The 11855-nt window shown below is 60.7% G+C and carries 11 protein-coding genes; 4 read left to right on the top strand and 7 right to left on the bottom strand.

The window, feature by feature from the left end:
• Positions 1–146: 146 nt before the first annotated feature.
• Genes FGE21_RS07815 through FGE21_RS07840 form a run of 6 tightly spaced genes read right to left on the bottom strand, consistent with a single transcriptional unit; the run spans position 147 to position 5110 of the window.
• Complete coding sequence (locus tag FGE21_RS07815; protein ID WP_139662735.1) at positions 147–1235, bottom strand: TonB family protein; 1089 nt, start codon at positions 1233–1235, stop codon at positions 147–149.
• Positions 1232–1627, bottom strand: a complete 396-nt coding sequence (locus tag FGE21_RS07820; RefSeq protein WP_139662736.1) for a biopolymer transporter ExbD — start codon at positions 1625–1627, stop codon at positions 1232–1234. Before FGE21_RS07820 ends, FGE21_RS07815 begins: the two co-directional genes overlap by 4 nt.
• 4 nt (positions 1628–1631) lie before the next feature.
• The gene (locus tag FGE21_RS07825) at positions 1632–2033 is read right to left on the bottom strand and encodes a biopolymer transporter ExbD (RefSeq protein ID WP_139662737.1); all 402 of its coding nucleotides are present in this window, start codon (positions 2031–2033) and stop codon (positions 1632–1634) included.
• Positions 2033–2713 (bottom strand): MotA/TolQ/ExbB proton channel family protein, encoded by a 681-nt coding sequence (locus tag FGE21_RS07830; protein WP_139662738.1) that lies wholly within the window; start codon positions 2711–2713, stop codon positions 2033–2035. Before FGE21_RS07830 ends, FGE21_RS07825 begins: the two co-directional genes overlap by 1 nt.
• Positions 2710–3159 (bottom strand): hypothetical protein, encoded by a 450-nt coding sequence (locus tag FGE21_RS07835; protein ID WP_139662739.1) that lies wholly within the window; start codon positions 3157–3159, stop codon positions 2710–2712. Before FGE21_RS07835 ends, FGE21_RS07830 begins: the two co-directional genes overlap by 4 nt.
• 16 nt (positions 3160–3175) lie before the next feature.
• Complete coding sequence (locus FGE21_RS07840) at positions 3176–5110, bottom strand: TonB-dependent receptor domain-containing protein (RefSeq protein WP_255731433.1); 1935 nt, start codon at positions 5108–5110, stop codon at positions 3176–3178.
• A gap of 314 nt (positions 5111–5424) precedes the next feature.
• On the opposite strand from FGE21_RS07840, the gene FGE21_RS07845 reads away from it, so the two are divergent.
• Genes FGE21_RS07845 through FGE21_RS07860 form a run of 4 tightly spaced genes read left to right on the top strand, consistent with a single transcriptional unit; the run spans position 5425 to position 9226 of the window.
• The gene (locus FGE21_RS07845) at positions 5425–6480 is read left to right on the top strand and encodes a hemin-degrading factor (protein ID WP_139662779.1); all 1056 of its coding nucleotides are present in this window, start codon (positions 5425–5427) and stop codon (positions 6478–6480) included.
• Entirely contained in the window at positions 6477–7331 is an 855-nt protein-coding gene (locus FGE21_RS07850; protein ID WP_139662740.1) for a hemin ABC transporter substrate-binding protein, read from the top strand. The genes FGE21_RS07845 and FGE21_RS07850 overlap by 4 nt, the downstream gene beginning before the upstream one ends.
• 3 nt (positions 7332–7334) lie before the next feature.
• Entirely contained in the window at positions 7335–8423 is a 1089-nt protein-coding gene (locus FGE21_RS07855) for an iron ABC transporter permease (protein WP_139662741.1), read from the top strand.
• A complete protein-coding gene (locus tag FGE21_RS07860) occupies positions 8420–9226 on the top strand; it encodes a heme ABC transporter ATP-binding protein (protein ID WP_139662742.1) in 807 nt (268 codons plus the stop codon). The genes FGE21_RS07855 and FGE21_RS07860 overlap by 4 nt, the downstream gene beginning before the upstream one ends.
• Before the next feature lie 85 nt (positions 9227–9311).
• On the opposite strand, the gene FGE21_RS07865 is transcribed toward FGE21_RS07860, so the two are convergent.
• Positions 9312–11759, bottom strand: coding sequence for an ATP-binding protein (locus FGE21_RS07865; protein WP_139662743.1), 2448 nt, complete (start codon positions 11757–11759; stop codon positions 9312–9314).
• Between the last annotated feature and the right edge of the window lie 96 nt (positions 11760–11855).

Consider the following 11855-nt stretch of genomic DNA (forward strand, 5'->3'; position numbering starts at 1 on the left):
CTGTCGGCAACAGGGGGTCATTTCAAATACATTCTGCGACGCGCATCAGACAAAAGGTGGCCCCGCGCATGAAGACCCGTTTTTGCCCGCGCAAGGCGGTTGATGCGACCGCAGCGGGCGCATTGCAAACCGCAGAGGGGACCGCGTCAGCGTCCTTTGATCCCGATGGTGTACTGGCGGCGGGCGCCTGCGGGCGGTGGCGGAAAGGGCGCGGCCTTGCGGATCTGCTGCATCGCCAGCCCATCCAGCTCAGCCGAGCCGGAACTGCGTGCGATGCTGACCGAGGTCAACGCGCCGCCGGGTCCGATTGCAAAGGCCACATGCGCGGTGCCCTTGACCGAAGTTTTCGGCTTTCTCAATCGGGAAATCTGCCGCAGCACCTTGCCGGGGTAATTGGATGCAGCCGCGTTCCCGGCCCCTGTGGACTGGCCGGGCTTCTGACTGGCCGCCTGCGCGGCGCTCTGATCCTCGTCCCCTGTTTCCGTTCCGGCCCTAGCTGAAACAGTGCTGTTTCCACGGGGCGCCACCGCTGGTTTTTCGGCAGGTTTGCGCGGCTTCTCCACTTTCTCAGGCGGTTTTTCCCGTTTCGGCTCGGGTGCAGGCCTTGTCGCGGGTCGCATGCTGGTTTCCGGTGCGAGCTCTGACGGCTCCTGAACCGGGGCGACCTCTTCGGGCGGTGTGGGCTCGACGGGTTCGGGGACGGATTCGGGGGCGGGTGTGGCCGCAACCTCTGGTGTCACCGGGGTCGGGGTCACCGGAGTCGCCGGCAGGGGCGTAGTCGGAACGGGCGCATTCGGCGCGACCGCAACAGCGACGGCCGCAACCTCGGTCGCCGGAGCCGTCGCCTCCGGCAGCGCCGCCACTGTCGCTGATACAGTCGGGACTGCCACAGGAGTTTCGGAGGACACCTCGGATCGCGTTGCAGTTGGCGGCAGCGGGCTTTGCGCCGCCACGACATCCGTTCTTTGGGTGACGGGACTCTCTTCGACAGGAGGAACCGGCACAGGGGGAACAGGCGTCGTCTCGCTCTCAGCCTCAGACGTGACCTCTGCCTCGACCGGAGTGGCGGTTCCCCGGGCGAGGTCAGCGAAACTGCTGCCCAAGGCCGCAGGCGCCACATTGCCGCCGCCTTCGATCTCGACTGCATTGAGGTCCGTGTCCACCAGCATCGCCCCATGGGCCGCAAGAGCCAGCAGGAGGGACACCGCTCCGATCACGGGCGAACGCGGAATCATGGCAAATTCCGTTCTGACAACAAGGTGATACGCGCCGCACCAAGGGCGCGCAGTTCTTTTGCCACCGCCACCAGCTGTATGGCCGGCAGATCCCGGTCGGGAACCACTCGGGCCGCGAAATCGGCGTCTTCCTCGCGCACGATACGCACATAGGCCTGCGCCGAGGTCATCTCGGCCCCGCGAAAGGTCAGCGTGCCATCGGAGCGGATGACCAACGCGTCGGGTGGCGGGCTGGCTTCCAGATCGGCGGCCTCGACCAGGCGCACGGCCGGATCCATCGAGGGCGCCAGGGATCCGGCGACCATGAAGAAGATCAACATCAGGAAGACCACGTTGATCAGTGCGATCGTGGGCTCCCGGTGGCGTTTTTGTGTGCCGCGTCGCGATAACATGTGCCTAGCCCAAAACCGTGACAGTCAGCGTGGGTTGCCGGTTCAGGATCGCCAGCACGTCGACCAGACGCTGCGATGTGACCTCGGGCGAGAGGCTCAGAAGCACCTGCTGCGTCTGCTGCTCTGGCGAAGCAGCCGCGCCGGTCATCGACTTGAGCCGCAGGTCCAGATCCGCCAGTGCCAGCGTCTCGCCATTCAATGAAATCTGCGCCGTGTCCAGTTTCAGAAACAGCGGGCGACTGTCGGCCGCCACGCCCTGCCCGCCCTCTGCAGCCATCAGATCGATGGCACCGTAGCGGGAAAACGTCGAAGAGAGCATGAAGAACAGCAACAGAAGAAATATCACATCGATCAGCGAGGTCATCGACAAACGCCGGGCGCTGCGCTTGCCCATCCGCAAGGCCATCAGGCGACCTCGCGCGGGGCCGCGTGGGTGTCGGCGACCTGCTCTGGCGAGAACGCCTGTCGCAACGCGCAATTGGCGAACACCCGATCCCGTTCGACCGTGCCGCTCAGCCAGCCATGAACGGCGGCGACCGGCATTGCCACCGCAAGCCCCGCCGCGGTGGTCAACAGAGCGACCCAGATGCCTCCGGCCAGAACCGTCGGATCCACCGAAGTCCCGGCAGCCTGCAGACCCTGGAAGGCTTCGATCATGCCCAGAACAGTCCCGAACAGTCCGATCAGTGGTGCCAGCTGCGCCACCAGGTCGAGAAATCCCAGACCCGTTTCAAGACGCAGGAACAAGGCTTCTGCCTCGGCATCGCAGCGATCGGAACAGGCCGGGCTCTCCGCCGTGCCGGTGCCTTTGATCGCACGTGCGACGACATTTGCAAGGTAGCTGCGCGAGGCGGACAGGGTCGCGTTTGCGGTGGCCATATCGCCTCTTTCGAAGGCCTGCAACGCCAGTTTGACGCGACGGTGGCGCCCCACGCCTGCCCGGCGAAACTGCCAGATTTTATAGAGAACCGTGGCAAAGCTCACGACGGACAGCGCCATCAGCAACACCACAACCGGGCCACCCACAGTGACGATTTCGGCAACCGAAGCCAGCACGCCTGTCCAGATCTCGGTCAAGTTGTTCATCCCAGCAGCTCCACATCGGTACGGCTGCTGAGGACAAGTCCGTCTTCACATATCAGACTGTCGTTACCGCCGCTTGTGCAGCGGCTGGCACCGTTGATCAGCACGCGGCCCACATCGGCGCAGGCAATACCCGGCAAATCGAACTGCCGTACTCTCGGGCGGGCAGCGGGAAGGTCACGAAAATCAAACAGCGTGAGCATCATCACGCCGCCGGTCTGATCGAAGAGGACGGTCTCATAGACCGCCTCCTCAATGTTTGTGTTCCGGGCGTTCTGCGCGAGGAACGACAGGCGGCACGCGCCGCCCTGATCCGAAAGCGCATTGAGTTCGATCTGAACGCCCGACTGTGGCGGGGTGTCTCCCGCATGTACCACGCCCGCCCCACCGAGGGAGGAAAGGACGAGAGCGGCACAAGCGAGTGTGTGAACCTGGCTAAGTTTTCTCATTGTTCAAACCTCGTGATCAGAAGGCGGCTGCAAGCGACAGTTTGACATTGCGGCCGGCGGCGGCGCGAGTGGCCAGATGCGGCGTATACTGAGCGTCAAACAGGTTCTCGATCCCCAGGCGCACTTCGGCTTCTTTCAGGAACCCGGTTTCGATCGCATAGGTGGCACGCACATTATGCACCGCGTAGCCGGATGTGGTCCCGATGTCCTTTGTCAGCACGGCTTCCCAAGAAAGGTCGAGGGTGTCGTTGAAATTCTTGCCGACGGTCAGGCCCATGCTGTTGGCAGGCATACGTTCATAATCCGCAACCGAGGTGTCCACGTAGGTCCATTCACCGCTGGACAGGTTGGCGTTCATGTCAACATAGGCGCCGGATCCATGGCTGTAGGACGCCTCGATTTCCAAGCCTTCTGTCTCGATGCGGTCAATGGTCTGGTAGTTGGTGCCGGAGGTGTAATCCCACAGGCGCGTGGTCCAGTAGTTGACCTTGGCTTTCAGCTGATCATCATCGGAAAAGAGACCGACCTTGTCATAGGACGCACCCAGTTCATAGGTCACGGCCTTTTCGCTCTGGGCCATTAAGGTCTCATAGGTCGCATAGTCGAAATCGTCGAGGATCGGCATGCCGGTGGTGTAGGCAAGCGAACCGAAGATCGCGAAACCGTTTTCAAAAGCATAGCGCGCGGAAATCCCGCCCATCACTTCGCTGTTGCTGAAGCTTTCGCCGGCCGTCACGTAGGTCCCGTCCGAGCTCGCTTTCAGATCCTGAATCTCGTAGCGCAGCGCCGGGGTCAGGCTCAGTCCGTTGCCGAAGTCGATTTCGTCGATTGCAAACAGCGCAAACCGCTTGTCCGTTCCGCCGGGCGCAGAATCGGCGTCGAGACGTTCCTTGCGGATGACCTCCACACCGGTACGCAGGCTGTGGCCCACACCAAATGTCTGGAACAGCGAGGTGTTCTTTACCGTCAGTTTGGTGGTCTCGTAGCGGTGGTCAGCATTCAACAGTTCATCGTTGGTGTTAACCACTTCCTCTTGTTCAATATACTGATCCGCGTAGGATAGGGTCGCCGTCAGATCGATCAGGTCGTTGCCGATTGGATTGTAGGCATATTCCAGGCTGCTGGTCGTCGTTTCGATGTAGCGATCCACATTGCCGAAGAACCAGAGCGCTTGGAAGGCGTCATAGGGGACGTCCTTTTCCTCAGAGGTGGTGTGGGAATAGGAGAAAGTCAGCGACTGATCGGCGGCTTCGCCGAAGCTGTATTTACCTTTGACAAGATAGGACGGCAGTTCGTAGCCGGTGTTGCCGATTTCGTTGCCGTCACCGTCCTTGTAGTTATCCTGCTCACGGTAGGTGTAGTTCAGAAGGAATTCCAGCTGCTCCGTCGGCTGCCAGCCCAGGATGGTCGAAGATACACGAGTGTTGCCGTTGCCGTAATGCTCAAAGGTCTGCCGACCGGACAGGCCAATCTCGCCATCGGTCAAATCGGCGGCATCGATGGTTTCCAGTTTCACCACGCCACCGACAATACCGGAGCCGTATTCGAACGATCCCACGGTGCCGCGGATCACCGAGACTTCGCGGAACAGCGACGGGTCAGTATAGAGTTGCGTGCCGATACGGTAGAGCTCTTCGGATCCCATGCTGGCACCGTCCAGAAGGATCTGCACCTTCTGGTTGGAACCGTAGGTGCCATCGGCGCCAAAACCGCGGATGTTGATACCGGCACCTGTTGGCGTTCCGGCATTGACCAGGGTCACGCCCGGCACGGAATCGATCAGCTCAGCAACGCTGGCAGCCTGGCGATCCTGAATTTCTTCGGCGTTGATGACAGTTTCCGGCGTGGCCGTGTCTGTCTGAACGTCCCTTTTGTTATTGCCCAGGACCAAAAAGCCCAGGAAGCCTTCGTCCTCGGCCAGGTCTTGTGCGGCGCTTACGTTTGCAGTCATGGCGAGTGCCACGCCTGAGACAGAGCACAGGAGTGCCCGGCGCATATTTTTGATTTTCATAACGTCCCCAATAGTTCGATGCAGGCTGGTACCGCATGCTTGCCTCAGGGCTGGCTTGGTATCTGGCTTTGATTTAACCCCGATAAGTGTTGGCAATCGGGCGTTCTCTCTTGCGGCGCCTAATTTAATTTATTAATTCTGTCAAGAAATATCCCGGCATTGTGATGACCCCATCCTTGCCGGACGTCAGCCTGACGGATCGGGATCACCGGCCGCAAGCCAGCAAAAATCACAACACAAAATCGAGGACCATGATGGCCCAGGATATACTGACTTCTCCGGAAGAAATCCGTGCACTACGCGCAGAAAAGAACACTTTGCGCGCCCGCGACTTTTGCGACAGCCACGACATCGCCGAGGCACAGTTGGTGGCAGCATATACAGGTCAGGGAGTGACCCGGATTTCGGCCCATCCGGACGCGTTGATGCCCCAGATCGAACGCCTCGGCGAAGTGATGGCCCTGACACGCAATGCGTCCTGTGTTCATGAACGGGTCGGAACCTATGGCAACTACAAAAGCGGTCCTCATGCGGCGATGATTCTGCAGCCGGAAATCGATCTGCGGATTTTCCCATCCTACTGGGTCACGGCATTCGCGGTGGAGAACGAGAGCGAATCCGGAGTGAAACGCTCCATCCAGGTCTTTGATGCCGCAGGGGACGCGATCCATAAAATTCACCTGCGTGACACCTCGGAGCATGACGTTTGGGAAGATGTGGTGGCGACGCTTGCCACTGGCGAGACCTCCGACCGGCTGGAGGTCGAGGCCCGCAAGGCGCCGGAAGCGCCCAAAGCCAACCTCGAGAAAATGGACATCCTGCGCAGCGAATGGGCAAAGATGACCGACACCCATCAATTCATGCGGCTGACTTCCAAGCTCCGGATGAACCGACTTGGAGCCTATCGCCACGTCGGCGCCCCTTTCGTCAACCGGCTTGAAACAACCGCCGTCAACGACGCATTGCAGGCCGTAGCCGGAACGGGCACCGAAATCATGGTGTTTGTGGGCAACAAGGGCTGCATCCAGATCCACGGCGGACCTATCGAAACCCTGCGCGCGATGGGGCCATGGCAAAACGTGATGGACCCGCGGTTCAACCTGCATCTGCGGCTCGACCACATCACCGAGGTCTACGCCGTCACAAAGCCGACCCAGCGTGGCGATGCGGTCTCCGTCGAAGCCTTCGACGCCGACGGCAGTATCATCCTGCAAATTTTCGGACGCCGGACCGAAGCTCTCGACAGCCGTCCGGCATGGGACGCTATCGTTGCTGACCTGCCGCGCATCCAACAAGAGGAAAACGCATGAAGCGCCCGGCTTTTCTGACCCTCATCGCGCTGGCCGCCACCCTGAGTGCACCGTTGCCGGCTGCGGCCGCTGATCGTATCCTGTCGATTGGCGGCTCGGTCACCGAAATCATCCACGCCCTTGGCGCCGGTGACCGGCTGATCGCCCGTGATACCACATCCATCTACCCTGAGGCCGCACGGAAGCTTCCCGATGTCGGCTACATGCGTGCGCTCTCCCCTGAGGGGGTTCTCGCCGTGAACCCGGACCTCATCGTCTCGGAGGCTGGCGCCGGGCCTGTGCAAACGATCGAGGTTCTCCAGAACGCCGAGATCCCATTTATCGAAGTGCCCGAAGTATATACAGGGGCGGGCATCATTGAAAAAATCAACGCCGTCGGTCACGCGATTGACCGCTCGGCCGAGGCGGCGGCTCTCGCAGAGGACGTCGAGGCCGGACTGAACGATGTTGCTGAAAAGATCGCGACCATTGATGACACAAAGCGCAAACGCGTTCTCTTCATCCTGTCCACACAGGGCGGACGCATCATGGCCTCTGGCCGCGCGACGGCGGCGGATGGGATCATCGCCATGGCAGGCGGCATCAACGCGCTGTCCGGGTTTGAGGGCTACAAACTGGTGTCGGACGAGGCGATCTCCGAAGCCGCACCGGACGTGATCCTGATGATGGATCGCGGCGGAGATCACGGTGCTGCCACCGAAGACCTTCTGGCCATGTCCGCCATCGTCACCACCCCGGCCGCAAAGACCGGCTCTGTGGTGCGTATGAACGGTTTGTACCTGCTGGGTTTTGGCCCGCGCACGGCGGCGGCGGCGCTGGACCTCGCCCAGACCCTCTATGGAGCACTATGATCGATGGTGGCCATAAATCCGACTGAAACCAGTCCGCTGCAACCCGACATGCGCGGTCTTGACCGGCGCATCCTGGCCCGCAAACTGAGCGTTTTGCTGCTCTGTCTGCTTGCGGTTGCGGCGGTTGTCAATCTTGCATTCGGCGCCTCGGGGACATCCCTTTGGGGCGCTGTCGCAAAGCTCCTCACCGGAGCCCCCCTCAGCACGATGGAACGCGTCGTCCTTTGGGACATTCGCATGCCACGGGTGGTGCTCTGCATCCTCGTCGGGGCGGCACTTGCGGTGTCCGGTGCGGTGATGCAAGGTCTGTTTCGCAATCCGCTCGCGGATCCCGGTCTGGTCGGCGTGAGTGCCGGCGCCAGCCTCGGTGCGATTGCGTCGATTGTCCTCGGCGGCCTGCTCCCTCTGGGCCTGCAGAGTTTTCTTGGCGGCTACATGACCCCGCTGGCCGCCTTCATCGGCAGCTGGAGCACCACGTTGGTGCTGTATCGGGTATCCACGCGCGGGGGGCGCACCTCTGTCGCAACGATGCTGCTGGCGGGGATCGCGCTCGGTGCCCTTGCGATAGCCCTGTCTGGGATCATGATCTACATGGCGAATGACCAGCAGTTGCGAGACCTCACTTTCTGGCAAATGGGGTCATTGGCGGGAGCCACTTGGGAAAGATCGCTCATTGCCGGACCTGTGATCGTACTGGCCACGGCCGGGTCGGTCTGGCTGGCGCATGGGCTCAATTGTCTGGCCCTCGGAGAGGCGGCGGCCGCCCACATGGGTATTCCGGTCCAGCGCATGAAGAACGCAGCCGTTTTTTCCGTTGCCGCCGCCACCGGCGTTGCGGTTGCAGCGACCGGCGGCATCGGGTTCGTCGGCATCGTGGTCCCGCATGTTCTGCGGCTGGCCACCGGCCCGGACCACAGCACGCTGTTGCCGAATGCGGCGCTGTTGGGGGCGACGCTCCTGCTCTGTGCCGACCTCATCAGCCGCACCATCATAGCGCCGGCCGAACTGCCGATCGGCATCGTCACGGCTGTGATCGGCGCGCCGGTCTTTTTGTGGATTTTGCTGAATCGTCGGGGGTTGGTAGAGCAATGACCCTACGTGCAGAAAACATAGACCTGACCATCGGGCGCAAGACAATCCTGCAAGGCGTCACCTTCCAGGCGCGCGCCGGCGAAATCTCCGCCATCGTCGGCCCCAACGGATCCGGCAAATCCACCCTGCTGAAAGCGCTGGTGGGGGAGTTGCCCTGTAGCGGGCAGATCATGCTCAACTCCCGGCTGCTGGCAGATTATGCGGCCTGGGAACTCGCCAGCCTGCGCGGAGTTCTGCCACAGGCAACCGTTCTGGCCTTTCCCTTTACCGTGCTGGAGGTGGTGCGCCTTGGGCTTGCGGCAGGTCCCGACGCCAATAGCCCGGACCTGCCGTTCCAGGCCCTGTCGCGCGTCGGCCTGGACGGCTACGCGGGCCGTTTCTATCAGGAACTGTCCGGCGGGGAACAGCAACGGGTGCAGCTGGCCCGCGTCCTGGCACAGGTCTGGCAACCACACCGCAACGGGAAACCCTGCTGGCTGTTCCTCGACGAGCCTGTCTCAAGCCTCGATATCGCGCATCAGCTGACAGTGATGGATCTGGCGCGGCGATTTGCTGCAGGCGGCGGCGGCGTGGTCGCCGTGATGCATGATCTCAATCTCACCGCGATGTATGCCGATCATGTTCATGTCATGTCAGCAGGACGGTCGGCCGGAGACGGCCCTGTTGCCGAAGTAATAACCGACGCCCGCCTCAAGCAAGTCTACGGCTGCGCATTGCGCACCGGGGTTGTCCCGCAAGACGCAGGTGTTTTTGTGTTGCCGCAAACGGCGCGGGCTACTGCAATGGCGCCGGCGGCAGAATAGCAGTAAAGAGCCCCCTTCCCCGTCGGCATCCGGGTCGCCTGCGGGGAAGGCACCCTTTGATCCGCATTTGATCCGCAGTCCTGTCTCAGGCGGATTCGGCGCTGCGGATCTCCTCTGCCTCATTCATCATTGAGGCCATGTAGCTCAATAGCTGTGGTTTGTTCACCGGTTTGGACAGGAAACCGTTCATACCTGCCGCAAGGCATGCGTCGCGATCACTGTCAAAGGCGTTCGCGGTCAACGCCAGGATCGGCGGTTGAGGGATCGACAGCGCCCTGATCGCCCGCGTCGCAGCGATGCCATCCATTTCCGGCATCGACATATCCATCAGAACCACATCCGGGCTCCGCTCCGCGCAGAGCTGAACCGCACGCAAGCCATTGTCGGCCTCGATCAGATCAATAGACAAGCCCGCCAGGTATTTACGGATCAGCAGACGGTTGGTGTGGTTATCCTCCGCCAAGAGCACCCGGCGGCCCCGCAGCCGGTCCAAATCAACGATTTGCTCTGCTTCGGCGGGCTCCTCAACCCCAAGCGGAGCCGAACATTGCACGGTAAGGGAGAAACAACTGCCCTTTCCGATTTGAGAACGCACGTCGATGCCTCCTCCCATCTGTTCAGCGAGATGTCGAGAAATCGTCAAACCCAGACCTGTTCCGCCGAACGACCGTGTGGTTGCCGCATCCGCCTGCGCAAACCGCTCGAAAATATTTTTGCGTTGGGTCTCAGACAATCCGATCCCTGTGTCTTCCACATCAATGGAAATTTTGTACGGATCGTCCCTTGCATGAGACACCCGGACATCCACCTGCCCGACGGAGGTGAATTTCACCGCGTTCCCGATCAAATTCACCAAGACCTGTCGCAGGCGCCCGTCATCTGTGCGCACATCCTGCGGCAAGCTCGTGGCATAGCTGACGTTCAGTGCCACCCCCTTGTCCTGTGCCACGGGCCGCAACATCTCCACTGCGTTCTTGATGCAGGCGTGAAGATTGAAATCTACTTCAGACAAGGACAACTTGCCCGACTCCAGCCGCGACAGGTCAAGAATGTCGTTGATGATCTTCAGCAAGGCTTTGGAAGATGTCCGAATGTTTTCAACATATTGTCGCTCTTCTTCGGGCAGACCCATGTCGGCAAGCAAATCTGCCATGCCAATGATGCCATTCATCGGCGTGCGGATCTCATGGCTCATATTTGCGAGGAATTCTGATTTGGCCCGATCGGCGAGCTCGGCATCCCGTTTGGCCTCGGCCAACTCCGCGGCGTGGCGTTTGGCGAGCGTTACATCCCGCTCGATACCGATCACCATTCGCACTTCACCATTCTCGTCGTGGACGGGTACGAGATGGGTATCCACCCAGATAACCTCACCGGTTTTGGTGTAGTTCATGATCTCGGTCCGATACCGCCTGCCCTCTCGGACATGCTCGGCGATTTCACGAATTGTATCGGGGTTGGTTTCGGGTCCGTTGAGCAATTCACCGGGCGTTTTGCCCAATGCCTCCTCCAGTGGATAGCCGGTCATGGTGGAAAACGCGTCATTTGCCCAGATGATCTGTGCCTGCCGGTCCGTCAAAACGATACTGTCCGACGCGTTCTGAGCGACAGCCGAAAGTTGTTCCAGCTCGACCTGTTTGCGCTCCAGTTCCTGCTCCCGTTTGCGCAGGATTTTGATCGCCCCCCGCCGAATGGCTGACAGGCGGCAGGCGAGAAAGGTCGGCACAAGGATCAGGATGCCTGCGACACAGAGGACCAGCCGCATCGCCCAGAGGTTGCTCGGATGGTCCGGCCATCCCCCTCGCGGGATCGCCGCCAGTTGCCAGCCCCCAGTCGGCAGAGCAATATCCATCAGAACCGGGTTCTGGGTCGCGATGTCCGGATCCCCATAAAACAGCTCTCCCTGATGCCCGGTGCCATCCCGTCCCCTCAGCGCAAGATCCAGCGACATGTCCTTGCTGATCACGCCAGTCTCTTCGTAGAGCGCTGTTGTGTCGATTACCGCGGACACGATTCCCCAGAAGCGACGGGATGCACCCGTGCCAACAAAGATCGGAAACCGGCCAATAAAGCCGGTCCCGCCCTGCACAAGCTCCACCGGTCCGGCCAGCACCATTTCGCCGCCGTCCCGCACACGCAGCGCGGCTTCCCGCTGTGCTTCGGATTTGTTGTAATCGAGCCCAAGAACAGCCCTGTTGGGCTCCAGAGGGTGGACCAGACGCACGACCAGATCCGGAGCCACCGCAATGTTCAGAATTTCCGTCTTGTCGCCGATCGCATGCGCGGCAATCTCGCTAAATTGCTCCTGCGTCATATCCGGCCGAGACGCGAGAACCGCAACCAGGCCCTTTACCAGTTGAATATCGGCATTCACGTACCCTTCAAGACGAGACTGGATCAGGCCTGCCTCGTGGTACACATCCGCCCGGACGCTCTGATCATGAATGATTCTGTTCTGCGCTTCCGCAAATACCATGGCGACGAGCACCACAAAAACGGCAATCCACGCAGGAAGATACGTGCGATTCCCCATGACATATTCAAATGCCCGAACCAACTTAGGTACTATGACCGCCTCCATCTCATGGGGAGATCCTCTCAAACTCGTATTGCTGCTTTATCGCAGAGA

Origin of the sequence: Phaeobacter sp. B1627, from assembly GCF_006265095.1 — a bacterium.
Classification (GTDB): domain Bacteria; phylum Pseudomonadota; class Alphaproteobacteria; order Rhodobacterales; family Rhodobacteraceae; genus Epibacterium.

Excerpts from the sequence above, each read along its gene's own strand:
- FGE21_RS07815 (WP_139662735.1), bottom strand. The coding sequence starts at position 1,235 with ATGATTCCGCGTTCGCCCGTGATCGGAGCGGTGTCCCTCCTGCTGGCT.
- FGE21_RS07820 (WP_139662736.1), bottom strand. The coding sequence starts at position 1,627 with ATGTTATCGCGACGCGGCACACAAAAACGCCACCGGGAGCCCACGATC.
- FGE21_RS07825 (WP_139662737.1), bottom strand. The coding sequence starts at position 2,033 with ATGGCCTTGCGGATGGGCAAGCGCAGCGCCCGGCGTTTGTCGATGACC.
- FGE21_RS07830 (WP_139662738.1), bottom strand. The coding sequence starts at position 2,713 with ATGAACAACTTGACCGAGATCTGGACAGGCGTGCTGGCTTCGGTTGCC.
- FGE21_RS07835 (WP_139662739.1), bottom strand. The coding sequence starts at position 3,159 with ATGAGAAAACTTAGCCAGGTTCACACACTCGCTTGTGCCGCTCTCGTC.
- FGE21_RS07840 (WP_255731433.1), bottom strand. The coding sequence starts at position 5,110 with ATGACTGCAAACGTAAGCGCCGCACAAGACCTGGCCGAGGACGAAGGC.
- FGE21_RS07845 (WP_139662779.1), top strand. The coding sequence starts at position 5,425 with ATGGCCCAGGATATACTGACTTCTCCGGAAGAAATCCGTGCACTACGC.
- FGE21_RS07850 (WP_139662740.1), top strand. The coding sequence starts at position 6,477 with ATGAAGCGCCCGGCTTTTCTGACCCTCATCGCGCTGGCCGCCACCCTG.
- FGE21_RS07855 (WP_139662741.1), top strand. The coding sequence starts at position 7,335 with ATGGTGGCCATAAATCCGACTGAAACCAGTCCGCTGCAACCCGACATG.
- FGE21_RS07860 (WP_139662742.1), top strand. The coding sequence starts at position 8,420 with ATGACCCTACGTGCAGAAAACATAGACCTGACCATCGGGCGCAAGACA.
- FGE21_RS07865 (WP_139662743.1), bottom strand. The coding sequence starts at position 11,759 with ATGGGGAATCGCACGTATCTTCCTGCGTGGATTGCCGTTTTTGTGGTG.